We start from the raw sequence: 25766 nt of genomic DNA on the forward strand, positions 1-25766 counted from the left end.
AAATAGTGTATCATGAAAACATCTAACCAATGTATTAAAATCTTTGCCTTAATGGCACTAATTTGTCTGTCGAATCTTGGCTACAGCCAAAACACTGCCGGAAATGAAAAAGTAAAAAGTCTCTTTCTACTTTCCCTGACAAGGCATGTTGAATGGCCTTCCGCAAAAAAGTCATTGACAATAGGCTTATTAGGAGAAGATCACCATCTACAGCAAAACCTTAAAAAACTCGCTACGGAAAGAAAATGTAGCAAAAAGATTAACATAACCACTTTTACATCAGCGTTTGATGTAAAAAACTGCGACATCTTATTCGTAACTAATCAGGGCATAGAAGAAGCCCTTCTGCTTGATGAACAACTTGCCAAAAACACCTTAGTTGTTACTGATAGTGACATCGGTCAGGCCTTAGCTATTGTAAATAAAAATGGTCGATTGTCGTTTCAGGTAAACGAAGTTGCGATGGCAAAAACAAACTTTAAACTTTCCAGTGACATGTTGGCCCTGGCCACACTCACTAAATAATTTCGTTTGATTTGGTTAAACCGTCAGTGTGTAGCACTGGCGGTTTTTTATTTTCTCCTGAAATTATCGCAAATAATGGCTGTAGCCATGGCTACATTTAATGATTCAGCTCCTCCAAATCGTGGAATAGAAATCTTATGATCTGCATGCTTTAACACCTCCTCAGAAACACCATTGGCCTCATTTCCCATGATAATTAAGCCTGTCTGACTCAATTCAGCAGTATGGATATTATTACCATCCATCATTGCGGTATATTTTACCAGAGAACTTTTCTTTAGGTATTCTTCAAGATTGGTGTAGAATGTATTCACCCTTAAAAATGAGCCTTTACTTGCAGCTATCACTTTAGGGTTGTATAGATCAACAGTTTTGGTCGATGCGATAATTTTATCAATTCCGTACCAATCGGCAATACGAATTATAGTCCCCAGATTGCCTGGATCATTGATATCATCCAAAACGAGGGCTAACTCATTATCTACTTCAAGCCATGTATTAGGCTTTTGGTGAAGCACAGCTAGTGCACCATCATTAGTTTTGAAGCTGCCTATCGCTGCAAGTTCTTTTTTTGACACTTTCTCGATATTGAAAGTCGTGCTATCGATTTCATGCCTTTGATAAAACTCTTCGGTGCCTACCAATAACTCTACAGTAAAATCACTAGTAATTGCTTCTAAAACACTTTTTTCACCCTCTACCACAAACAATTCTTCTTGTTTCCTGTATTTTTTTAATTGCAGTGATTTGATGAACTTCGCGGTTGCTTTCGTTAACATAATAAACTCTAAACGTTGAGGAGATACCGACACATAACCCTCCTACCCATTTTTTTACTACTACTTTCGGGTTGTCTGGGCTCCAAATATCTGAAAGAAGACGAAAAACTACTGTATAAACAAAAAATTAAAGCTACAGATAAGGTAAATAAGGAAGAGCTTGCTCAGCTTTATATCCAGCGCCCCAACAGACAATTTCCTCTCATTCCTTTCTCGCCCTATGTATGGTTTTATTACCATGGCATAAAGCGATACGATACTGAAAAATACCAGCAAAATAAGGAAGAAATACGGGCCAAATACAATGAAAAAATAGCTGAGGCTGAAAAAGAGAGTAAGAAAAATAAGCTTGAACGCAGAAAGCGAAAAAAAATAGCCAAGCAAAATAAAAATATACAGGAAGGTAATGTTTGGATGAGGTGGGGTGAGCCGATTTCAGTATACGACTCTACACAAATGGCTCAAACTGAGGACCGTTTTTATCTTTACCTGAGTTCTAAGGGTTATTTTAAGGCTGAAGTAAATGCCGAAGCCAAAACTTCCGGTAAGAGGGTGTCTGTAACTTATAATATCAAACCGAAAGAGCCTTACATCCTTGATACAATTTTTTACCAGACGAGTGACTCGGCCATTTTCGAATTGTTAGAGGCTAATGATGAAGAGAGCCTATTAGAAGTTGGTGAAAATTACGACCAATCGAACCTCACGCAGGAGCGTGAACGCTTAGATTTATTACTTAAAGACAATGGCTACTTCGATTTTAGCAGGCAATACATAAACTTCGATGTAGACACTTCTTATTTAGGGTATCAAAAAGTGGCCATACGTACTACTATTAAAAACCCTTCCGTTGGAGAGCATAGAGTATTTCATGTCGACTCCATCAATTTCGTTACAGATGCAAATATCACAGGGTTGCCAGACTCCCTTCGTATGACAGAGACGTATGATGGCATTACTTATCGCTTTTTTGACAGGCAATACAACAAAAAAGTACTAAGCCGAAGGGTGTTTATTGAAAAAGACAGCCTTTACAACAAAACCAATACATTTGACACACAACGTCAGTTGGCCAACCTGGACATGTTTAGGTTCATAAACATAAATTATGACTCTTTAGGCGGCAAGCTCGTAGCCAATATCTATACAAGCCCTCTAAAGCGTTATCAGTGGTCAAACGAAGTGGGTATAAATGTAACGCAAGGATTTCCAGGGCCATTTTACAACCTGTCTTTCAAAAAAAGGAACCTCTTTGGTGGGTTAGAAACACTCGATCTCAACGGCCGTATCGGCATTGAAGGTGTGGCTCCGGCTACAGAAGTACAAGAAGTATACTCTAGTGTTGAAGCCGGTGCCAATGCCACGCTTACATTCCCGCAATTTATCTTACCCATAAGTGCACAAGCCAAACAACGCTTAGGTAAAATAAACCCTAAAACCAGGCTACAGGCCGGTTATACGTATACAGACAGACCAGAATACAACCGAGAAAACTTAAACTTTAATACCACTTACTCATGGCAAAATCTCGGAAAGGCGCTTTATCAATTTACTTTGACAGATGTGAGTTTGATTGAATCGAACTTATCGGCAGATTTCAATGATATTTTAAAAAACCTGGAAAGTAGAGGCAATCGACTCATAAATTCATTTAAGCCATCTTTTGTAAGTAGTATGCATTTCACTGCTACGTGGAATTTTAATCGATACGGCCTTAATTTTAACAATTCATCATTTTTTAGAGTGTTTGTAGAAAGTGGCGGTACAATGCTCAATGTTGTAAACCCTTATCACTTTATAGACGAGGATCTGGAAACCTATAAATTCATCAAGCTCAATGCTGATTACCGAAAGATTCATCCTATCAATAACAATACAACAGTTGCCTACCGCATTAACGGTGGGTTAGCAAAACCATACAGCGGTGATGATGTACTACCCTACGAAAAGTACTTTTTTGCCGGTGGTAGTAGTGGAATAAGAGCCTGGAGACCCAGACGTTTAGGGCCGGGAAATTATGTCAGAATTGACACGACCACCAACCTCGTAAGCTACGATTTTGAACAGCAGGGAGAGATATTGCTGGAAGGCAGTGTTGAGCTTAGAAAAAACCTAATTGGCTTCATAGATTATGCCCTATTCGTTGATTTTGGTAATATCTGGACCATTAACCCGGATCCGGCAAGACCCGGCTCAAGTTTTAAACTCGATAGCTTTTTAAATGAAATAGCGATAGGTTCAGGCGTTGGCCTTCGTTTTGACTTCTCATTTCTTGTACTAAGGCTAGATGCCGGAATAAAAATCTACGATCCGGCCAGAGCTCCTGGAAAGCGCTTTATACTCAACGATGGCTTTCATGATGCACCGTTTACTCCAGAAGCAGCTGAACCTGTGGTGTTTAATATAGGTATTGGATATCCTTTCTAATACGTTACAAAAAGACGTTATCTAATAATCAAGAAGGCTTTTGAGTACGGCTTCTACTTTTTCAGCGTTAGGTAGCATTTGTTTTTCAAGATCTACATTAAGCGGAATAGCCGGCAAATTAGCTGCACCTAAAGTTTGAACAGGTGCGTCAAGGTGCTCAAAACACTCTTTCGAAATTCTACCTGCAAGAGATTCTGCAAAAGAGTTCATTAAAGGCTCTTCTGTAAGTACAAAAGCTCGATTGTGCAACTCAACTCTCTCTTTGATCATATCCCAATCAATCGGGTTAAGCGTTCTCAGGTCGAGTATTTCTACTCTACCCTTAAATGCTTTAGCAGCAGCTTTTGACCAATAAACGCCCATTCCGTATGTAATAATTACAGCTGATTCGCCATTTTCAATGACCTCTTCATCAGCATTGAGCACGATATTGGCTTTGCCAAGAGGCACGATATACTCTTCATCGGGTTCGTGTGTTTTAGCATCACCTGTTCCCGGTACTTTAGACCAGTAAAGCCCTTTATGCTCTAACATCACCACAGGATTCGGGTCATAATATGCGGCCTTCATTAGACCTTTCATATCAGCAGCATTTGAAGGAAATACCACTTTTATACCCCTGATATTAAGCAACGTAGACTCAACACTACCAGAATGGTATGGACCACCCCCACCATAAGCACCGATAGGCACTCTAATTAATGACTGTATTGGAAACTTCCCCATTGATAGGTAACAGCTTTTAGAAAGCTCCTCCACTAGTTGGTTGATGCCTGGCCATATGTAATCTGCAAATTGTATTTCTACGATAGCCTTAGCGCCTACGGCAGACATACCTGCTGTAGATCCTACAATATAGGCCTCCTGTATTGGCGTGTTGAAAATTCTTTCGTCACCATATTTTTGAGCCAACGTAGCGGCCTCTCTGAATACACCACCGAGTGTGCCACCAACATCCTGACCATAAAAGAGAGCCTCAGGGTGTTTCTTTAAAATATCATCAACTGCATGAAGTGCTGCATCCACCATTACCGCTTTTTCAGCGCCTTTAGGCTTTCTTTCTCCTTTTTCCTCAACTATTGGTGTAGGAGCAAACTCATGCGTATCAAACTCTTCAGTAAGTGGATCTGGTGAGTTTAGTGCATACTCATAATCTTTAGCCACATTATCTGCCGCTGCTTTTTTGATCTCTTCTAATGATTTTTTTGTTTCACCATTATTCAAAAGAAATTTCTCAAAAGCAGGTATAGGGTCTGTTGTTGAATGCAACTTCAAATCTTCATCACCTCTGTACCATTCTTTTCTCACACCGGAAGTATGATGACCCAAAAGTGGACATTTAGCATGTACCAAAATAGGCCCTTTACGATCTCTCACATGTTTGTACGCCTTTTGCATGCCTAAGTAAGAATCTTCAAAATCAGCACCGTTTACACGCATACGAGTCATGCCTTTAAAACCAGCCGCGAACTCATAAGCATCCATGGCACGCATTTCTTTACCGGTGGCCGATATACCCCAATCATTGTCTTGTATCAGATATACAATTGGCATGTTTTTAAGAACTGCCATTTGAAAAGCCTCTGAAACCTCACCTTCGGTAACAGACCCATCGCCCAAAGAACAGAGCACAACAGGCTTTTCCTTACCTTTCAACAGCCCCTGACTTTCGAGGTATTTAAGACCATGCGCCATACCAGTTGCAGGAATAGCCTGCATCCCGGTTGCAGAACTCTGATGAGGTATAATTGGAAAACCGTCTCTTTTAAGTGAAGGATGCCCATAGTAAGTTCTTCCACCAGAAAAAGGGTCATCTTGTTTAGCCATGAGCTGCATCATCAACTCATAAGGCTGCATGCCAATACCTAATAAGATTGATTCATCACGATAATAAAGGGAAGCGAAATCATGACTTTTCAATTGCATGCCTGCAGCTAACTGTATCGCTTCGTGTCCGCGAGAGGTACTGTGCACGTATTTACTGCAGATTTCTTTATTTTCATCATAAGTCTCAGCCATGCGCTTTGCTGAGCACATCAGCTCATAAGCTTTAAGCAAAATTTCCTTATCAATTTTAGACTTAGAATTAGGCTTCGAACTTTTAGATTTATTAGGTGATTTTGTAGCTGGCATATGTGAAATTTGCATTTTTAGGTGGTTTGCGAAGTTAAATAATTTAGAAAAAACTGCCGTATCATTACACCCAAATATTCAAAGTAAAACAATAGCTTTGCCCAATGCTTACCAAAGAAAATATTGCTGATTGGTTCAAACAACTGCAAGATGACATCTGTCAGAAACTTGAAAAAACCGATTCGGTAGGGAAATTTAAACAAGATGAGTGGGAAAGACCAGGTGGTGGCGGTGGAAGATCAAGAGTACTCACCGAAGGAAAAATCATTGAAAAAGGAGGCGTAAACTTCTCTGCTGTTGAAGGTAAAACACCAGAAAAAATACTCAAAGCGCTGCACTTAGATTCTGCAGATTTCTTTGCCACAGGGGTAAGCATCGTATTGCATCCACACAACCCTTTTGTACCCATTATTCACATGAATGTGAGATATTTTGAGATGTCGAATGGTGTTTGGTGGTTTGGCGGTGGAATAGACCTAACCCCGCATTACATCGATGAAGATGATGCCTCATTTTTTCACAAACAACTCAAAAATGTATGTGACAAGCACGACAGCGATTATTATGACAAGTTCAAAAAATGGGCTGACGACTATTTCTACATAAAACATCGTAAAGAAACCCGTGGTATTGGTGGAATCTTTTTTGACAGACTCAATCAAGACTCTGGTAAGTCTAAAGAGGAGATTTTTGCTTTTGTACAAGACGTAGGCAAAACTTTTGCTCCGACTTACACCCATTTTATGTCAAAAAATCACGATTTAGACTATAACGAAGACAATATAGCCTGGCAGAAACTACGGAGGGGCCGCTATGTAGAGTTTAATTTAGTTTGGGACAAAGGCACTAAGTTTGGCCTTGAAACAGATGGTAGAACTGAGTCTATCCTGATGAGCTTACCACCCCAAGCCAACTGGGAATATGACCACACACCGATAGAAGGAAGCCAGGAAGAAGAAACATTAAAGCAATTAAAAAAAGGAATCGACTGGATAAACTGATATGTTTGAAACAATACTAGAATGGGATAGAGAGCTCTTTCTATTTCTAAATAGCCTACACAACCCAACCCTCGATACGATAATGTACTGGTATACCCAGAAGTATGTTTGGTTTCCGGTTTATGCAGTATTGATATTTTTTATCTTCAAGGAATATAAGTGGAAAGGTGTAGTGATGGTTTTGGCTGCGGCAGCTGCTGTTGGCCTGGCTGATTTCATTATTTCGGGAGTTATGAAGCCTTACTTTGAAAGATGGAGACCATCCCGTGACCCTTCTTTGGAAGGAATGGTTCATTTAGTGAATGAATACACAGGTGGTAAATTTGGTTTCGCATCAGCTCATGCTGGCACGGCATTTAGCTTAGCCACATATACATTTCTAATCTTCCGCCACAAATACAAATGGGTCGGTCTGGTCTTTATTTGGTCGTTTATTATGGCCTATACCAGGATATACCTTGGTGTTCATTACCCTGGCGATATCATTGTAGGTACTCTCATTGGAGTACTCCTTGGGTTCTTGTTTTATAAACTAGCGCAATGGATTTGTCAGAAGTATTGGAGTCATTAACCCTGACGCATAAGCTTCTGCACATACTTACCTACTATATCAAATTCTAAATTGACGGTATCACCCTTTTTAAGGGCCTTCATGTTGGTGTGCTCATAAGTGTAAGGTATAATCGCCACCGTAAAACTCGTGTCGGTAGAATTGAAGCAAGTAAGGCTAATGCCATTTATCGTGATAGACCCTTTCTCAACGGTCACATTGCCTTTTATTGACTCATGCTCAATAGTAAATAACCAACTCCCCTCCTCCTCTACAATACTTTTTACTTGACCAGTCTGGTCTACATGGCCCTGCACAATATGCCCATCAAAACGACCATTATTGAGCATGCATCGCTCGAGGTTTAGTTCATCTCCCGGCTTTAAATTGCCAAGGCTAGACTTGTCGAGCGTTTCTTTTATGGCAGTTACTCTATGTATATCATCATTTATAGCCACCACTGTAAGACAAACACCATTATGAGCCACACTTTGATCTATTTTAAGCTCTGTACTAATATCACTTCGAATATCGAAGTGTTTGTTAGTCCCTTCCGTCTCAATGGCGTGTACTTTGCCTAAAGCTTCTATAATTCCAGTAAACATATTGTCAGATTTGATAGGTGTTTCAAAGTTATTCGAAATTAAAAAAACAAACCAAGGTGCAACCTTTTTGTTTTTAATTAGGTTTATATTATAAACTACTTTACATTTATAAAAAAAGATCGATCATGAAAGAAGAAAAAGAACTAACCAGTACAGAGAGTCTGGAGATTATCACGAGGATGATTCAACAGACTAAAGGTAATGCCAAAGAAGGTAGCTTCTATTTTCTCTTTTGGGGGTGGATAGCAGTAGTAGCCAGTTTGGGTCATTTTTATTTAGAACAATTTACAGATTTTGAACACCCTTATATGGTGTGGCTCATTGGCATTCCCGGTTGGATTATAACCATGATTTATGGCTACAAGCAATCTGGTAAAAAGAGAGTAACTACCTACAGCGATGGACTAGTTATGTGGACATGGTTGGCTTTCTTATTTAGCATACTCGTTGTGATTTTTACTGGCTCATACCTCAACTTTCAAATTACAGCCTTAATATTGCTGTTTTCTGGTATGGCCACGTTTATAACAGGGCTGATTATACGTTTCAATCCTTTGGTCATTGGCGGCAGTAGTTTTTGGATCTTTGCGCCATTGGCAATTTATCTTGGTGTTGCCTACGCCCCTCTTGTTATGGCTGTAGCTGTTGCCGTAGGTTATTTGATACCAGGATATATGTTAAGAAAAGCGTAGCAAAATGAATCACTTCAAAGACCTGGATCCTTTATTACACTCACAGCTTAGGCTGGCGATTATGTCGTTATTAATGAGTGTTAAATCTGCCGAATTCGTGCATATTAAAGAAAAAACAGGTGCAACAGCAGGCAATTTGAGCGTTCAGATTGACAAACTATCAAAAGCAGATTATATACAAGTAACTAAATCATTCAAAGGTAAAAAGCCGCTTACAACTTGTAAAATCACGAAGGTTGGCATCAACGCCTTTGAAGAGTATGTAAATGCTTTGAAACAATACATCAACTAATTTTTTTGCTATTTAAGTTTATAATATAAACTACTTTACAATGATAACACACAGCTTAACGGGAACTATACATCTCTACTCAGCCATATTGGCAATAGTCTTTGGCACTTACATACTCATAGCTAAAAAAGGCACCAAAACACATAAAAAAGTAGGTTTTGCCTATGTAATCATGATGCTGATCTTAAACATTACCGCTTTTATGATCTATAGATTATTCGGTGGCTTTGGCATCTTCCATATTGCCGCTACGGTAAGTTTAGTAACCCTTCTGGCAGGTATGATTCCACTAATTCGAAAGAAAACTAACAACAGCATAATCTTACACATAAGCTTTATGTATTGGTCGGTGATAGGTCTTTATGCGGCCTTTGTTTCTGAAAGCTTGACTCGCCTACCCGACAATCCTTTTTATGCCATGCTCGGCATTGCCATATTTCTTACCTGCGGAGCCGGATCACTTGGCTTTAAAAAGTATAAAAACACCTGGATTAAAACATTTACTAACCAAAATACACTATCATGAAAACTTTACATTTTATCTTATTCGGTTATTTATTAGTAGGCTTTCACCCTATTGTTAATGCCCAGGATTCACTTTCTGTCGATCAGATTTCTCAAAAAATTGTTGGTCATTGGGCAGGCTCTGGTTGGTCTCGTACTCCTGATGGTAATCAGGTCACCTTCAATCAGACAGAAGACATTTACACCAAGCTAGATGGGAAAATTTTAGTCATTAACGGTTTAGGAAGGGACCAAACCACCAATGAAAAAGTATTTGAAGCCTTTGGTATCATCAATTACGATGCTATCCAAAATAAGCTAGTCATGAATGCTTATACTCTCGAAGGTCGACACACTCTTGCCAATTTTGAATTAACGCCAGAGGGCTTTGATTGGTGGTTTGACGCAGGCAATGGCACAGTAAAATATAAGGCCAAAATCAGCGCTGACACCTGGATTGAAGAAGGCTATTATTCTCCTGATAATGAAAACTGGTACCCATTTTTTAGCATGGAATTAAAGAAGAAAAGTTAGCCAACGCTCTTCTCTTTTAATTTCTATCACATTATTAAGCGATAGTCCTTAATACATACTATTTTTGATGCTTTTAGAAAATAAGCCAGAAAAAGTACAAGATGTCGCTAAAAGAGAAGTATCCCATTCATTTGTATAATACCCTTAGCAAACAAAAAGAGAAGTTTGAGCCGATAGAGAAAGATCACGTGGGTATGTATGTATGCGGGCCTACGGTCTATAGCGATGTGCACCTTGGTAACGTCAGGACTTTCATGAGTTTTGATGTGATCTACCGTTACTTAACCTATGTTGGTTATAAAGTCCGTTATGTACGTAATATCACGGATGTTGGCCATCTGGAGAACGATGCGGATGAAGGCGAAGACAAAATAGCTCAAAAAGCACGCCTTGAGCAACTTGAGCCCATGGAAATAGTACAGCAGTATGCTAATGGATTCCATGAGGTGCTTAAGCAATTTAATAATATACCTCCGAGTATAGAGCCAACAGCTACCGGCCATATCATGGAGCAAATTGAAATGGTACAAGGCCTTTTAGATAATGGCTTTGCTTATGAAGTAAACGGCTCTGTTTATTTTGATGTCTCTAAATACGACAAAGAACATAATTACGGCAAACTCTCAGGCAGGAAGATCGAGGAGCTCATGGAAAGTGGCCGAGCGCTCGACAGTCAGGACGAGAAAAGAAATAAAATCGACTTTGCCATATGGAAAAAAGCCTCTCCATCACACATTATGCGTTGGAACTCCCCCTGGGGCGAAGGGTTTCCGGGCTGGCACCTGGAGTGTACTGTTATGAGTACCAAATACTTAGGAGAAACTTTTGACATCCACGGAGGTGGTATGGACCTAACATTCCCCCATCATGAATGTGAAATAGCACAGTCTGTCGGCAGTACCGGAAAAGATCCCGTAAAATATTGGCTTCACACCAATATGCTCACTGTAAATGGTCAGAAAATGAGTAAATCTTTAGGCAATTCATTTTTGCCACGTGAGCTCTTTGCCGTGATCATGAAATTCTGGAGCGCGGCTACAGTCCTATGGTTGTGAGATTTTTTATGCTTCAGTCACATTATTCCAGCACCTTAGACTTCTCTAATGAGGCGCTAAATGCTGCAGAGAAAGGATATAAGAGATTGATGGAGGGCCTTAAAATTTCTAAGTCACTGGCTTATGAAGGTGGCTCTGAAGATAAGGAGGTGGCAGCCAAAGTAGAAAAACAGATCGATGCACTCTTTGAAAATATGAGTGACGATTTTAATACGGCTAAGGCCTTGGCTGTACTGTTTGAGATAACAACACTCATGAATAACTTCAAATCTGGCAATGTGACAACCGGTGCTATTAGCCAGGAGCTATTCAATACACTTAATAAGCATTTTCAGGGCTTTACAGAAGATGTACTGGGCCTACAGGAAGAAAAAGAAAGCCAGGATGCTAAACTAGGCGGTGTGATCGATTTACTGATAGAAGTAAGGCAAAATGCCAAAGCGGCCAAAAATTATCAACTTTCTGATAAGATCAGGGATGATTTAAAAGCTTTAGGTGTTACGCTTAAAGACGGAAAAGAAGGCACAGAATACTCACTGGATTAGTGAGTATTTTCGTGTAGTCTCGACAATGAAAATTATCAAATCAATACTCATATTGCCCATCAGGGTTTATCAGTTAACGATAAGTCCGCTTTTGGGGCAAAATTGTCGCCACACCCCTACTTGCTCCAGTTATACAATTCAGGCTATTAATGAATGGGGCCCTTTTAAAGGGTTTTGGTTAGGCCTTAAACGCATCGCGCGCTGTCACCCCTGGGGCACAAGTGGTTATGATCCTGTTCCAAAGAAGAAGTAACACATACGCTCCTCCGCAAGCCATTTTTACATCCCACCCTCCTTGATGCATCATAAAGTACATTTGGGTTTTATTCAACCTACGCACGACCAACCCAATAATCTTTTGTTTCACTTTGAAGGTCAAATTTCTCACATCTAATTTCTAACAGCTAACTTCTCACATCTAACTTCCATCTTCCATTTTTTAATTTACTTTTAATAGATTTGTAGGATTAGCTAAACCATATTAAACCCAGATTTCCTATGCTTAAAATAGATATGCATACCCATATTATTCCGGAAAAGATGCCCAATTGGACAGAAAAATTCGGTTATGGAGATTTCATCTATTTACAGCACCACCGCCCCGGCTATGCTAAAATGATGAAGGGTAATCAGTTTTTTAGAGAAATTGAAGAAAACTGCTGGGATCCGGAAGTAAGAATAAAAGATTACGAAAAGTTTAATACACAGGTGCAGGTTGTCTGCACCATCCCGGTGATGTTTTCTTATTGGGCAAAGGCTCATGACTGTCTCGACCTTTCGATGTTTCTTAATGATCACATTCATGAGCTCGCAGTGCAATACCCGAAGCATTACATTGGTCTTGCTACTATACCTATGCAAGACACGGAGCTGGCCATACAAGAGTTGGAGCGTTGTAAGGAGTTAGGCATACCAGGTATACAGATTGGCTCTAACATCAATGATGAAAACTTAAGTGAAGATCGCTTCTTCCCTATTTTTGAAGCCTGTCAGGAGTTAGACATGGCTGTAATGGTGCACCCTTGGAACATGATGGGAATGAAACATATGACCAAGTATTGGTTGCCATGGCTTGTTGGCATGCCAGCCGAAACTTCACGAGCTATTTGCTCTATGATATTTGGAGGTGTATTCGAAAGATTGCCTGATTTAAGGGTTAACTTTGTACATGCCGGAGGATCTTTCCTCGCAACTGTAGGGCGTGTGGAGCATGGTTTCAATTGCAGACCTGACTTGGTAGCCATTGACAATCCCGTAAATCCACGTGAGTACCTGGGCAAATTTTGGGTAGATTGTATTACGCATGATCCGGAAATCATGAAATACATTCTCAAGATTCAGGGTTCGAAGAAGATCACTTTAGGGTCTGACTATCCTTTTCCCCTTGGTGACTTAGAGATTGGCAAGTTTATTGAAGAAATGGATCTTGATTGTAGCGTGGTTGAAGATATTTTTTGCAACTCTACGCTGGATTGGCTCAAACTAGACAAGAAAGACTACCTTAATGAATAAGTTGATAATAGCCGGGATGCTGTGTTTTATCACAGTGGTTTCCCTGGCTCAAACACAGGAAGAAAAGATCCTGCAGCAGGTAAGAGATCAGGAGCATGCAAAAAATGCTGCCCTCATGCGCAAAATGGATCAGGGTGTTGATTTAATGAATGCCGGTGACAACCTAAAAGCCGAGGAAATCTTTAAGACGGTCCTCAAACAGTCTAAAATCGTACCTACAGATCTGTGTTTCTATTTTGGTAAAAACTCTTACCAACTCGACAAATACCAACAAAGCATCGACTGGCTCAATAAGTATATAGAAATCAAAGGCACCACTGGTAGGTTTTACGAAGAAAGTATATCACTCCTAGAGTTAGCCAAAGAACAATTCCTAAAAGTTAGAAATACAGATAGAAAAGAAGCTCAAACCGTATTCTCCTTAAATTATGAAGTTGACTGCGGACCAACCGGCAAGGTAGTTTGTCCGGTTTGCCAGGGCGAAGGTGTAATCATCTCACAGGGCGCATTTGGCAGAACATATAAACACTGTCCGTATAGTGATGAACACGGCCTGCTTACTTGTGAGCAATACAATCAGCTATTGCGTGGTGAGCTAAAAGCCAACAACCAATGATACCCACTAAATTTGTCTGTGACTTTAGAATATTTTTTTAAAGAATTGTTAAACAATTTTCAACTGAGAAACTTATAGTTCTTGGGAAAATCTATAGGTGACGTATTAGCACTGAAGTAGATTAGTTACTTAATACCATTATGAGTAAAAAAAATTCGCTCAATCATATAATTGCCATTGGTGCGTCTGCCGGAGGACTAGAGCCATTGCAAGAACTTATTGGCAGTCTTCCTCCTAAGCTTGAAAGTGCGGCAATAATTGTAGCGCAACATACTAGCCCCAACTACAAGAGTCTGTTGGTAAACTTGTTGAGCAAAGTGAATGAACTTGAGGTGGTAGAAGCTGCTAATCGCATGCAACTGTCGCCTAATCGCATTTACACCTGCCCCCCAGATAGTAATATTATTATAGAAAATGACCATTTTTCGTTTACTCCTAGCAAACAATCTTATGGTCCGAAGCCGAGTGTAGACACTCTTTTTACATCGTTGGCACATAATTATGGCAATAAATGTATTGCAGTGGTACTTTCCGGAACAGGCCACGATGGATCTGAAGGAGTAGTCGAAATTCACAAAGCAGATGGTTTTGCCATTGCTCAAAAGCCTGATAGTGCCAAGTATACGGGAATGCCCGACAGCGCCATACTTACTGGTTATGTAGATATGGAGCTAACTCCAAAAGAAATAGGCTTAGAAATTCCAAAATTATTCGACACTGCTTACAAAAATAGTATTCGCATAAAAAACGAAGAGGCAGAGGCTCAGAAAGAAGACCTCGATGTGGTGGATAAAATCATTGAAAAAATACAGCATCGTACTGGCACAGACTTTTCTGGCTATAAAACTTCCACCATTCATCGCAGACTCGAAAAGCGCATTCAGGATAAAAAAATAAAGTCAATTGATGCGTATTTAGACTATTTAGAAAACAATGAGAACGAGATAGAAGAATTGTTTTTATACCTACTTATTGGTGTAACGGCATTTTTCAGAAATCCTGAGTCCTTTGCTGAGCTAGAAGAATATTTGCAAAAGCAGCTCTTCGAAACGGCAGATCAAGACTCCTTCAGAGTATGGATACCCGGCTGCGCTACAGGTGAAGAGGCCTATAGCATTGCAATGATCTTAGATGATCTGATTAATACAAAAAAGTGCCCTGCTCCCTCACACATACAGATATTTGCTACAGATATAGATCAAAATCCGCTCAAAACTGCCAGAATAGGTATTTATGAAGGATACACGCTAGAGAGCATGCCCAAATATTACCGTGACAAATACATTAAGAGTCGTGAAGACGGTAAGTTTGAGGTGCGTAAGTCAATCAAAAAGCTCATACTTTTCTCTAAGCATGACCTTACGACTAACCCCCCATTTTTACGCCTTGATCTGGTAAGCTGTAGGAACCTTTTGATTTACTTCAAGTCTGACTTGCAAAATCAGGTAATTCCATTATTTCATTATTCGCTCAATGCTGGCGGGTTACTCTTTTTAGGTAAGTCTGAAACTATCGGGCATTTTAAAGAGCTGTTTAGTCCTTTAAACGGTAAGCACAAGTTATATCAGCGTAAGTCGACAGACTCGAAGGTATCACATGTGCCTATACTACGTCCTTTAATCGCCAGAAGACAGCAAGCCAAGGAGTCTGTTTCTAAAAAACAGGAAATCACTACGGTAGCGTCTATGGTAAAAGAGACCCTATACCATGGCTTTGAGCACCCTTATGTTGTTGTGGATGATAGCCTCAACATCATAGAAATAAACAAAGATGTATCTCCCTTTCTAAAGCTGAAACCAGGTTCTGCTAACCTCAATATCGTAAAACTGATCAACAGTGAGTTTCAGTTAGAAGTACGTACAGCTTCCAGCAAGGCCATAGGCAATATGGAAACAGCCAAAAGCCGTATTAAGAAAATCGAAATTAATGGTGAGGAAAAATGGCTGAGAATAATTGTAAAACCGGTACTTTACTCAAAGCCACAAAACCGTTTTTTTATAATCATATTTGAGACATTAGATTTAGACCTTGAGCACTCTAAACATAAAACCTCAGATGTAGATCCTAAAGAGCAACCGATAATTGTAGAGCTTGAGCATGAGCTTGCCACCACTAAAGAGCACATGAATTCTTTGGTTGAGGAGCTGGAAACATCTAATGAGGAATTACAATCGCTCAACGAAGAACTACAATCATCAAACGAAGAGTTGCAGGCCTCAAATGAAGAACTTGAAACCAGCAACGAAGAGCTGCAGGCTACCAATGAGGAACTAAATATCGCCTACTCTGAGTTGCGCAGTGCCACTGCCGAAGTGGAAAAACAGAGTGAGGAAATTATCAAATACCAGCAAAATATGGAGAGTTTGCTGCATAATACGCAGCAGGGCTTTATTCTGGTTGATAGAGACTACCGTATTATCCTCTTTAATAACACGGCCAATAAGATCTTCAAAGATATTTTTGGAGTGAAACTACAGGAAGATGTATTGTACATCGACCTCATTCCTCCGAAGTACTTAGAAGCGTTTCACTCAAGAATAAAACAGGCTTTTGAAGGAAAACAGTTAAGTTTTGAGCAGCAGATAAAGAAAGACAAAAACAGATACCTGAGCTTTGATTACACTCCGGTTGTAGAGCAATCTAATGATGACACCAACCTGGTTTCTATCAGTTTTATAGATATTACAGACAAGAAAGAAGCAGAGCTTAAGCTAGTAAAAGCTGTAAAGCAAGTTGAAAGCGAGCGTAAATTATGGCAAAACCTGTTCATTGATGCACCTCAACTTATTGCAATTGTAAGCGGTAAGAAAAACACTTTCAGCTTCGTAAACGAGAGTTTCCAGAGCTTTTTCGGCAGTCAGAAAATGCTGGGAAAAGACCTGGCTAACGCACTACCAGGTATAAATACAAAAGAAATAAAGAATGCCTTGCAAAAGGTGAGAGAAACTCAGGAGAATTTGAGTTTTACTGAAAAGGCAATTTCATACAAATACGATGGTGAGAAAGAAGAGACTAAATATTTTTCTGTCACATTCCATCCTATATACTACGACAATAGCCAGGAAGATGTAGATGAAGATGTGGTAATCTACGCACATGAAGTAACTGATCAGGTAAGGGCCAGAAAGTCGGTTGAAGAAACCAATGCCTTCATCAGAATGCTTTCAGATTCTCTACCTCAGTTGGTTTGGGTGCTAGGCCTGGATGGCAAGCCTGAGTATATCAATCAGCAAGCTAAAGACTTTATCGGAAAGCCAAATGCCAAATACGACAAGAAATGGCATCATAAATTCAACTTCCCTGCTGAAAGCGATAGGGACATTGGTGAGGTGTTTGAAGAGTCGCTGAAAGGTCAGGAAATATTTAAAGTAGAGCATCTCATAAAAAGAGCTGATGAAACGAGCCGTTGGTTCCTATCACTTGGTACACCATTGGTCGATAGTGGAGGTAAAATCAACAAGTGGATCATTTCTTCCACCGACATCCATGATCAAAAAATGCTGGCAGATAGAAAAGACGAGTTTATTGGTATAGCCAGCCATGAGCTAAAAACACCACTAACAAGTGTAAAAGCTTATACTGATCTATTGCTGGATCACCTGAAAAATGCTGATGATCAGGCAATTAAGTTGTACCTTAACAAGACCAGTTCAAACATTGTGAAGCTTGAAGGCTTCATCAACGACTTGCTGGATGTAAGCCGTATACAGTCTGGAAAACTGACTCTTAAATACGAGCGATTTGATATGGACGAGCTGGTACAGGAGGCAGTAAAGCATGTAGCACCTGTAAACGATAAGCATAAAATTGAGGTGCATGGAAAGTTAGATAAAATCATTGATGGTGATAAAGGTCGTATCGAACAGGTTTTAATAAACTTTCTCACCAATGCAATCAAGTATAGCCCGAACGCAGAGAAAATTGAGATTAACGTATCTCTGGACGGTAGTTTTGCAAAAGTATCAGTAAGAGATTACGGTATGGGAATACCAAATTCCAAAATCAAGAAAATATTTGATAAATTCTATAGAGTTGAAGAACATAGTACCCATGTATCTGGTTTAGGTATTGGGTTGAGTATTTCTAAAGAGATTATTGACCGTCACAATGGCTTAATTGATGTTCAGAGCAGCAAAGAAGGCTCTATTTTTTCGTTTAAAATTCCAATTAAAAAATCATAATGAGATCAAAAGTTTTAATCTGTGATGATGAGAAAGATATACTCCAGGTCGTAAAGATCGTTTTGGAGAAAGAGGGATATGAAGTAGCCACAGAGAGTGCTGTCATAAATGCTGTAGAATTGGTAGAAAAGCATAGACCTGACTTGATACTCATGGATATTTGGATACCTGAGATAGGAGGCTCAAAAGCTGTAAAACAACTTAAGTCAAATCCTGAAACGGCTAAAGTGCCTGTATTGCTATTTTCTGCCAATAATAAAATAGAAAATATTGCAGAAGACTCGGGTGCCGATGGCTATATATGCAAACCTTTTGATGTACAAGACCTGGTCAACGGCATAGCCAAAGCAGGCGTAAAAGTCTGATTTATAGTAAATTATGGCTTAAAATCTTATTATAAGCCGTTTTAATTACGTTTTGTAATTACGTTTTCCTTTTTATTATCTTTGCACTTTCGTTAACAAAATCATTCATGCAAAATGATTCTACACAACAGAGTAAACAAAAAGATTCTGAAGGAAAAAATTCAGAATAGTGACGAAAAGCGCGTCACACTTTCATTTTATCGATATGTAAAACTACCTGATCCACAAGCCTACCGCGATCAGTTATATCTTGACTTTCATAAACTTGGAGTTTTCGGGCGTATTTATGTGGCCGAAGAGGGTATAAACGCCCAAATAAGCGTTCCTCAGGAAAATTTCGATGCGTTTGAAAGTTATATCAACAACTCAAAAGAGCTCGAAGGCGAGCGTTTAAATGTAGCTGTAGAAGATGATGGTAAGTCATTTTTTAAGCTAAAAATACAGGTACGAAACAAAATCGTAGCCGATGGCTTAGATGATAAGTCTTTTGATGTTACCAAAAAAGGGATTCATCTCAGCGCAGAAAAATTCAATGAGCTAGCCAGTGACCCAAATACTGTGCTCATAGATATGAGAAACCACTACGAGAGTGAAGTGGGGCATTTTAAAGGTGCTATTACGCCTGATGTAGACACTTTCAAACAATCATTACCCATTGTAGAAGACCTCTTACAGGATAAGAAAGATAAAAATATCGTCATGTACTGCACAGGAGGTATCAGATGCGAAAAAGCCAGCGCTTACTACAAACACAAAGGCTTTGAGAATGTATTTCAGCTAGAGGGTGGCATCATTGAGTATGCCCGTCAGGTGAAAGACAAAGGGCTTGAAAACAGATTTGTAGGCAAAAACTTCGTTTTTGATGAGCGATTGGGAGAGCGTATTTCAGACGAAATCATAAGCCACTGTCACCAATGCGGTGACCCGTGTGATACGCATACCAACTGTAAAAATGATGGGTGCCATTTACTGTTTATTCAATGTGAGAAATGTGCCGAGAAGTTTGAAGGGTGCTGCAGCACAGAGTGTACAGACATCATCAACTTGCCGGAGGAAGAGCAGAAAAAAATGCGTACAGGTATTAACAAAGGGCGCCAGGTATTCAAAAAAGGACGATCAAGTAAATTACTTTTTAAGAAATGAGTGAGAAAGCAATAATTGGAATCATCAATGTTTCTGATAGAGCCAGCAGAGGAGAATATGAAGATACCCCGGGTAAGGCCATTGTTTCTACGCTCAACGACTACCTCACCTCGGAGTGGGACAGCGTGTACGCCATCATACCTGATGAGCAAGACCAGATTGAGGCAAAAATGAAAGAAATGGCGGATGAAAAAGGCTGTTGCCTTATTATCACTTCCGGGGGCACCGGACCTGCCAAAAGAGACGTTACGCCAGAGGCCACAGAAGCCGTTTGTGATAAGATGATGCCCGGTTTTGGTGAGCGTATGCGTCAGGAAAGTTTAAAGTTTGTACCTACCGCCATTCTCTCCCGACAAACAGCGGGTATTAGAAATCAAACATTAATTGTTAACTTACCGGGGAAACCAAAAGCGATCAGAGAGTGTTTAGACGCTGTGTTTCCGGCAATTCCTTATTGTATAGACTTGTTGGAAGGGCCTTTTCTTAAATGTGATGAGAAAATAATCAAAGCATTTAGGCCAAAGAACAAATAGTGTAAGATGGCTAGAATAAAATATTACTACGATACAGAAACCTGTAAGTATGAGCGAGTAAAAGTAAAGTCGCAGGACGTTATCCTAAACTTCCTGGGCCTCGCATCTATGATTGTGGTAGTTTCTGTTGGCCTTCTCATGTTATATAATGCATATTTTGAATCTCCAAAAGAGCTTATGCTCAAAAATGAGGTGGCCGAAATGGAGTATTATTACCAAAGTTTGCAAGAGAAGGTAGATGAACTTGAGAAAGTGGTAGCCTCCCTCGAAGATCGTGATGACGATATCTACAGGGTGGTTTTAGGAGCAGATCCTATAGATCCTGCCGTGAGAAATGCCGGTATTGGTGGTGTTGATCGTTATGAGGAGATAAAAAACAAGAGCCTTGACCACGAAAAAGTAATTGTATCATTGAGCGAGGATGTAAATAAGCTGAGACGGAAAATGTACATTCAGTCAAAATCATATGACGATATCGTGGAGTTGGCAGAGAATAAGGTAAAGATGTTTGCCGCTATTCCAGCTATTCAGCCCATTTCAAATCAGGAGCTAATTAGGTTGGCTTCGGGTTATGGTTATAGAATTCATCCGATTTATAAGGTAAAGAAGCTACACACGGGTATAGATTTCTCTGCCCCTATCGGCACCCCAATTTATGCCACGGCAGATGGTACCGTTTCTAAAGCGAAAGTGAGATTTAGCGGTTATGGAAAAACAGTAGAGATTGATCATGGCTTTGGTTTCAAAACCAGATATGCGCACATGCATGATTTTGAAGTGAAGGAAGGGCAGCAGGTAAAACGTGGACAAATCATTGGTTATGTGGGTAACACGGGGCTTTCTACTGCACCTCACCTACACTACGAGGTGATAAGAAATGATAAGAAAATTAACCCCGTTCATTATTTCTTCAACGATTTAGACCCCGAAGAATATGAAAAAGTGATTGAATTAGCTTCAATAGAGAACCAATCATTAGGTGGTGATAAATAATTCTAAACCTTTTATCTCGGGTTGTGTTTTTAAAATAAATGAAAGTTAATCTTTGATCTTATAAAATCTTTTTACTACTTCGCGTCAACAATGCAATTATACAGCGCAACATATAACCATCATCACCATCATCATGTTAACTCAGCATCGATGCATGGGCGGTTTATGTTATAGCTATATTTATATAGATATTATCACAAAAACATTAAGGCTTACCATGCGGTAAGCCTTTTTTATTTTACTCAATTTCAAACAAGAACTTCAGAATACTTAACAGGTAAAGCACAAAGCAAACAGGAACTATGGAAAACAAACTTAGAATTGCCATTCAAAAATCAGGAAGACTTCAGGAGAAATCAGTTAAACTACTTCGCGAGTGTGGTCTGTATTTCAGCAATGGCCCAAACAGACTTAAGACAGAATCTTACAACTTCCCGGCAGAGATTCTTTTTCTAAGAGACGATGATATCCCTCAATATGTAGAAGATGGCGTGGCAGACATCGGAATTGTTGGAGAGAACGTTTTTCTGGAAAAAAAGAAAGACATTGAGATAACCCAACGCCTCGATTTCGCAAAATGCAGACTTTCTCTTGCCATCCCTAAAGGCGATACATACGAAGGTATTCAGTCATTTGACGGTAAACAGATTGCCACCTCCTACCCTAACATCATCAAAGACTTTCTAGCCAAAAACAACATATCTGCAGAGATACATGAGATCAGCGGATCTGTTGAAATCGCTCCGGGAATCGGACTAGCAGATGCTATATGCGATATTGTAAGTACCGGTAGCACACTTATGAGCAACGGCTTAAAAGAGGTTGAAACTGTGATTAAGTCTGAGGCAGTTTTAGTTTCCGGAAAATCTTTATCAGCTGAGAAACAAGCTATTTTGGACAAGCTTATCTTCAGGGTAAAAGCAGTAAATAAGGCTAAAAACACTAAATACATGTTGCTAAACGCACCCAATGACAGCGTAAAAGAAATATGCAGCGTATTGCCGGGTATGAAAAGTCCAACTGTCTTACCTTTAAAAGAGAGTGGCTGGTCTTCTGTGCACTCAGTGGTAAATGAAGACGAATTCTGGGACAAAATAGACGAACTTAAAGCACTTGGAGCCCAGGGAATTTTAGTTGTACCTATCGAAAAAATGATACTCTAATGTTGACTATTAAGAAATACCCAAAACCTGAGCAATGGGCAAGCATTCTACAACGTCCTGTTCTGGAAACTGATTTTTTAGAAAGTGCAGTTAGAAATATTCTCACCCGCGTGAAGGCCTCAGGTGATAAAGCACTATTTGAATTTAATGAACAGTTTGACAAATCGAAGATTGATGCTTTACAAGTGAGTGAAGATGAGTTAAAATCAGCAGATGACTCTACTGATGTAACACTTAAGACAGCCATAAAACAAGCCTATGAAAACATTTATACTTTTCACAAGGAGCAAAAGCGTGAAGAACTTCGGGTAGATACCATGCCAGGGGTCACTTGCTGGCGAAAGGCTCTGCCTATTGAAAAAGTAGGTCTTTACATACCGGGTGGCACAGCACCATTGTTTTCTTCGGTACTTATGCTCGGTATACCAGCCAAAATTGCCGGCTGTTCTGAGATAGTCTTATGCACCCCACCACAGCCAGATGGCAATATAAATCCAGCGATACTATATGCCGCCAAACTTGTGGGCATTACTAAAGTGTATAAAGTAGGTGGCGCCCAAGCCATAGCAGCCATGGCGTATGGTACCGAAAGCATAGCGCGGGTTGATAAGATTTTTGGGCCTGGCAACCAGTATGTAACTGCTGCCAAACAGATGGTGAGTCTACAGGGTACTGCTATAGATATGCCGGCCGGCCCATCAGAGGTGATGGTTTTGGCAGACGAGAGCAGCAATGCCGACTTTATTGCATCTGATTTGCTTTCTCAGGCTGAGCATGGCAAAGACAGCCAGGTGGTGCTCCTAAGTACAGATGAATCGCTTTTAGAAAGTGTAAATAAGGCCATCGAAAAACAAATTGAGAGTTTACCTAGAAAGGTGATTGCGGTAGAAAGCCTAAGCAAAAGTGTGGGTGTTTTAGTAAAAGACACTGCCGAAATGATGCAGATGAGCAACGCTTATGCTCCGGAACATTTAATTATAGCCACTAAAAATGCAGAAACATTAGCCGATCAGGTAATAAATGCTGGATCGGTATTTATTGGGGCATTCACCCCTGAATCTGCCGGAGATTACGCTTCTGGCACAAACCACACATTGCCTACCAACGGGGCGGCACGGGCCTATAGTGGGGTAAGTTTAGACAGCTTTACCAAACAAGTTACTTTTCAGCAAATAACTGAGGGTGGAATCAAATCACTCGGTCCTACCATCGAATTGATGGCTGAAGCAGAGGAACTTGCTGCTCACAAAAATGCTGTTTCACTCAGACTCAAGTATCTGGAAAATGGAAATTGAAAAATTGGTGAGGCCTAATATTCTGGCCTTAAAAGCTTACTCTTCAGCAAGAGATGAGTACAGCAGCACGGGTGAGGCTGTGTTATTAGATGCCAACGAAAACCCATATAAATCAGCTGTAAACCGATACCCTGACCCCTACCAACGTGAGGTAAAAAGCAAACTGGCAGAAATTAAATCTGTAAAACCGAGTCAAATTTTTCTTGGCAATGGTAGTGATGAGGCTATAGATCTTATTTTCAGAATTTTCTGCGAACCGGGAAAGGATAATATCGTCATCACTGACCCAACTTATGGCATGTATGAGGTTTCTGCTGGTATCAATAACATTGAAATCATCAAAGCCCCGCTGAATACCGATTTTAGTCTGGATCCCGGAGCCGTTTTAACTGCCATAAATGAGAATACAAAGGTGGTATTTTTGTGCTCACCCAATAACCCATCAGGTAATCTTCTGGATGAAGCCGCTATTGAAAAGATTGCAGATAGTTTCAATGGTATTCTGGTGGTTGACGAAGCGTATATTGATTTTGCCGGAACAGCATCATTTGCAAAAAATCTTGATAAGTACAAGCAACTGATAGTACTGCAAACTTTTTCTAAAGCCTGGGGTATGGCTGGGGTACGTTTGGGTATGGCATTTGCCAATCAGGAGATCATCAGCCTTTTCAATAAGGTAAAACCTCCCTACAACATCAATGAGCTCACACAACAATATGCCTTACAGCAACTGTCTAATCCCGAGTTGATCAGGAAAAACATAGTGCAAATCATAGCAGAACGCGATAAGCTGAAACGTGAACTAGAAAGCTTACCGTCTGTTGACATGGTTTTTCCCTCTGATAGTAACTTTTTGTTAGTAAGGTTTTCGAATGCAAAAACACTATTTGATCAATTAGTTGAGAAGAAAATCATTGTAAGGGACAGATCAAAAGTAAGATTTGGTGATAATTGCTTGAGAATTACTGTAGGCACACCTGAAGAAAATAATTTATTAATCGACACGCTAAAAGCATTGCAATAATCATTGAAGTATGAAAAAAGTACTTTTTATAGACAGAGACGGTACACTCATTATCGAACCGGAAGATGAACAAATTGATTGTCTGGAGAAACTGGAATTTTATCCTAAAGTATTTACTGAGCTATCTAAAATCGCCAAAAATGATCAGTTTGAGTTGGTAATGGTCACCAACCAGGACGGCTTGGGCACTGAGTCATTTCCTGAAAACACCTTCTGGCCTGCACAAAATAAAATGCTCAAAACGCTGGAAAATGAAGGTATTGTCTTTGATGAGATTTTGATTGACGATTCATTCCCTCACGAAAATAAGCCAACCCGAAAACCCGGCACAGGTCTTCTCACAAAGTATCTGAACGGGAATTACGACCTGAAGAATTCGTTTGTTATTGGGGACAGGCTCAGCGATATAAAACTGGCTGAAAATTTAGGCTGTCAGGGCATACTTATGAATGAGAACCTGGTAGAAGACCTGGCCGATCAGCAATTGGATGAAAGCTGTGCGCTAATCTCCTCCGATTGGTCAAAGATCGCCTCTTTTCTCATGAAAAAATCACGGGTAGGCACGGTAAAGCGCAAAACTAAGGAGACCGATATTTCGATCAGCCTTAACCTTGATGGTACAGGTCAGGCCAATATCAGCACAGGTATCGTGTTTTTTGATCATATGTTGGAGCAGATTGCGAAGCATGGCCTAATCGATCTTAATATACTTACCAAAGGAGATTTAGAAGTTGACGAGCATCACACGATCGAAGATACAGCCATTGCATTGGGAGAAGCCTTTCTACAAGCACTTGGAAACAAGCGAGGGATCGAGCGATATGGCTTTTGCCTGCCTATGGATGATGCATTGGCACAGGTAGCTTTAGATTTTGGTGGCAGAAACTGGATTGTTTGGGAGGCTGAGTTTAAGCGTGAGATGATTGGAAAAATGCCAACTGAGATGTTTTACCACTTCTTTAAGTCTTTCTCAGATAGCGCAAAATGCAATTTAAATATCTCTGTAAAAGGCGATAATGAGCACCATAAAATTGAAGGAATTTTCAAAGCTTTTGCCAAAGCCATTAAAATGGCCGTGAAGAAAGACGCGAATAATGAAGAGTTGCCTAGCACCAAAGGTGTTTTGTAAAAATCTGTAATAACCATCTCAGTCAGACACATAAAGCAAGTCATGCTGAGCGCAACGAAGTAACTTACTAAGCATGAAACAATGATTATTAAACTAACAACTGTACTGAGTAAGATCCTTCGTACCTCAGGATGACCCTATAATTAGGTTTACATTGTCAGTGGATGGAG

24 protein-coding genes and 1 pseudogene are annotated in these 25766 nt (G+C 39.9%); 21 read left to right on the forward strand and 4 right to left on the reverse strand.

The window, feature by feature from the left end; genetic code table 11:
* The first annotated feature begins 51 nt into the window (after positions 1-51).
* Positions 52-525, forward strand: a complete 474-nt coding sequence (locus E1176_RS19305; protein WP_185152891.1) for a YfiR family protein — start codon at positions 52-54, stop codon at positions 523-525.
* A gap of 47 nt (positions 526-572) precedes the next feature.
* Here the strand turns inward: E1176_RS19305 and E1176_RS19310 are convergent, their stop codons facing one another.
* Positions 573-1304, reverse strand: coding sequence for a TrmH family RNA methyltransferase (locus E1176_RS19310; RefSeq protein WP_155212691.1), 732 nt, complete (start codon positions 1302-1304; stop codon positions 573-575).
* A gap of 15 nt (positions 1305-1319) precedes the next feature.
* Here E1176_RS19310 and tamL point away from each other — a divergent pair, with 15 nt between their 5' ends.
* Positions 1320-3731: a translocation and assembly module lipoprotein TamL gene (gene tamL, locus E1176_RS19315; protein ID WP_155212692.1), complete on the forward strand. Its 2412-nt coding sequence runs from the start codon at positions 1320-1322 to the stop codon at positions 3729-3731.
* A 21-nt stretch (positions 3732-3752) separates the two neighbouring features.
* Here the strand turns inward: tamL and E1176_RS19320 are convergent, their stop codons facing one another.
* Positions 3753-5864, reverse strand: a complete 2112-nt coding sequence (locus E1176_RS19320; protein ID WP_155212710.1) for an alpha-ketoacid dehydrogenase subunit alpha/beta — start codon at positions 5862-5864, stop codon at positions 3753-3755.
* 104 nt (positions 5865-5968) lie between these two features.
* Here E1176_RS19320 and hemF point away from each other — a divergent pair, with 104 nt between their 5' ends.
* Together hemF and E1176_RS19330 are read left to right on the forward strand one after the other, a co-directional pair.
* Positions 5969-6865, forward strand: a complete 897-nt coding sequence (gene hemF, locus E1176_RS19325) for an oxygen-dependent coproporphyrinogen oxidase (RefSeq protein ID WP_155212693.1) — start codon at positions 5969-5971, stop codon at positions 6863-6865.
* A gap of 1 nt (position 6866) precedes the next feature.
* Complete coding sequence (locus E1176_RS19330) at positions 6867-7436, forward strand: phosphatase PAP2 family protein (protein WP_155212694.1); 570 nt, start codon at positions 6867-6869, stop codon at positions 7434-7436.
* Here E1176_RS19330 and E1176_RS19335 read toward each other — a convergent pair.
* Positions 7433-8020, reverse strand: a complete 588-nt coding sequence (locus tag E1176_RS19335) for a riboflavin synthase (RefSeq protein WP_155212695.1) — start codon at positions 8018-8020, stop codon at positions 7433-7435. The genes E1176_RS19330 and E1176_RS19335 overlap by 4 nt on opposite strands.
* A gap of 125 nt (positions 8021-8145) precedes the next feature.
* On the opposite strand from E1176_RS19335, the gene E1176_RS19340 reads away from it, so the two are divergent.
* The 6 genes and pseudogenes from E1176_RS19340 (at position 8146) to yidD (ending at position 11895) form a co-directional block, all read left to right on the forward strand.
* Entirely contained in the window at positions 8146-8712 is a 567-nt protein-coding gene (locus tag E1176_RS19340; RefSeq protein ID WP_155212696.1) for a hypothetical protein, read from the forward strand.
* A gap of 4 nt (positions 8713-8716) precedes the next feature.
* The gene (locus E1176_RS19345; protein ID WP_155212697.1) at positions 8717-9004 is read left to right on the forward strand and encodes a winged helix-turn-helix domain-containing protein; all 288 of its coding nucleotides are present in this window, start codon (positions 8717-8719) and stop codon (positions 9002-9004) included.
* Between the two features lie 40 nt (positions 9005-9044).
* On the forward strand, positions 9045-9530 hold the full coding sequence (locus E1176_RS19350) for a DUF2306 domain-containing protein (RefSeq protein ID WP_155212698.1): 486 nt from the start codon (positions 9045-9047) through the stop codon (positions 9528-9530).
* Complete coding sequence (locus E1176_RS19355; protein ID WP_155212699.1) at positions 9527-10042, forward strand: hypothetical protein; 516 nt, start codon at positions 9527-9529, stop codon at positions 10040-10042. Before E1176_RS19350 ends, E1176_RS19355 begins: the two co-directional genes overlap by 4 nt.
* Before the next feature lie 101 nt (positions 10043-10143).
* A pseudogene (gene cysS, locus E1176_RS19360) lies at positions 10144-11642 on the forward strand (cysteine--tRNA ligase).
* A gap of 25 nt (positions 11643-11667) precedes the next feature.
* Positions 11668-11895, forward strand: coding sequence for a membrane protein insertion efficiency factor YidD (yidD, locus tag E1176_RS19365; RefSeq protein ID WP_155212700.1), 228 nt, complete (start codon positions 11668-11670; stop codon positions 11893-11895).
* On the opposite strand, the gene E1176_RS20810 is transcribed toward yidD, so the two are convergent.
* On the reverse strand, positions 11821-12009 hold the full coding sequence (locus tag E1176_RS20810; RefSeq protein ID WP_185152892.1) for a hypothetical protein: 189 nt from the start codon (positions 12007-12009) through the stop codon (positions 11821-11823). The genes yidD and E1176_RS20810 overlap by 75 nt on opposite strands.
* A 131-nt stretch (positions 12010-12140) precedes the next feature.
* Here E1176_RS20810 and E1176_RS19370 point away from each other — a divergent pair, with 131 nt between their 5' ends.
* The 11 genes from E1176_RS19370 to hisB all read left to right on the forward strand — a co-directional run bounded on the left by E1176_RS19370 (position 12141) and on the right by hisB (position 25596).
* On the forward strand, positions 12141-13154 hold the full coding sequence (locus E1176_RS19370) for an amidohydrolase family protein (protein ID WP_246206184.1): 1014 nt from the start codon (positions 12141-12143) through the stop codon (positions 13152-13154).
* Positions 13147-13770 carry a tetratricopeptide repeat protein gene (locus E1176_RS19375; protein WP_155212701.1) on the forward strand — a complete coding sequence of 208 codons (624 nt, stop codon included), beginning with the start codon at positions 13147-13149 and terminating at the stop codon, positions 13768-13770. The genes E1176_RS19370 and E1176_RS19375 overlap by 8 nt, the downstream gene beginning before the upstream one ends.
* A 140-nt stretch (positions 13771-13910) precedes the next feature.
* Positions 13911-17951 (forward strand): CheR family methyltransferase, encoded by a 4041-nt coding sequence (locus E1176_RS19380; RefSeq protein ID WP_155212702.1) that lies wholly within the window; start codon positions 13911-13913, stop codon positions 17949-17951.
* Positions 17951-18316: a response regulator gene (locus E1176_RS19385; protein WP_155212703.1), complete on the forward strand. Its 366-nt coding sequence runs from the start codon at positions 17951-17953 to the stop codon at positions 18314-18316. The genes E1176_RS19380 and E1176_RS19385 overlap by 1 nt, the downstream gene beginning before the upstream one ends.
* 114 nt (positions 18317-18430) lie before the next feature.
* On the forward strand, positions 18431-19459 hold the full coding sequence (gene trhO / locus E1176_RS19390) for an oxygen-dependent tRNA uridine(34) hydroxylase TrhO (RefSeq protein WP_155212704.1): 1029 nt from the start codon (positions 18431-18433) through the stop codon (positions 19457-19459).
* The gene (gene mog, locus E1176_RS19395) at positions 19456-19992 is read left to right on the forward strand and encodes a molybdopterin adenylyltransferase (protein ID WP_155212705.1); all 537 of its coding nucleotides are present in this window, start codon (positions 19456-19458) and stop codon (positions 19990-19992) included. The genes trhO and mog overlap by 4 nt, the downstream gene beginning before the upstream one ends.
* A 6-nt stretch (positions 19993-19998) precedes the next feature.
* A complete protein-coding gene (locus E1176_RS19400) occupies positions 19999-20985 on the forward strand; it encodes a M23 family metallopeptidase (protein ID WP_155212706.1) in 987 nt (328 codons plus the stop codon).
* Positions 20986-21287: 302 nt separating this feature from the next.
* On the forward strand, positions 21288-22148 hold the full coding sequence (gene hisG, locus E1176_RS19405; RefSeq protein WP_155212707.1) for an ATP phosphoribosyltransferase: 861 nt from the start codon (positions 21288-21290) through the stop codon (positions 22146-22148).
* Positions 22148-23443 (forward strand): histidinol dehydrogenase, encoded by a 1296-nt coding sequence (gene hisD, locus E1176_RS19410; RefSeq protein ID WP_222933184.1) that lies wholly within the window; start codon positions 22148-22150, stop codon positions 23441-23443. Before hisG ends, hisD begins: the two co-directional genes overlap by 1 nt.
* Positions 23433-24467, forward strand: coding sequence for a histidinol-phosphate transaminase (hisC, locus tag E1176_RS19415; RefSeq protein ID WP_155212708.1), 1035 nt, complete (start codon positions 23433-23435; stop codon positions 24465-24467). The genes hisD and hisC overlap by 11 nt, the downstream gene beginning before the upstream one ends.
* A 10-nt stretch (positions 24468-24477) precedes the next feature.
* Positions 24478-25596, forward strand: coding sequence for a bifunctional histidinol-phosphatase/imidazoleglycerol-phosphate dehydratase HisB (gene hisB / locus E1176_RS19420; RefSeq protein WP_155212709.1), 1119 nt, complete (start codon positions 24478-24480; stop codon positions 25594-25596).
* Positions 25597-25766 lie beyond the last annotated feature (170 nt).

This window comes from Fulvivirga aurantia, from assembly GCF_009711475.1.
GTDB classification, from domain to species: Bacteria; Bacteroidota; Bacteroidia; order Cytophagales; family Cyclobacteriaceae; genus Fulvivirga; species Fulvivirga aurantia.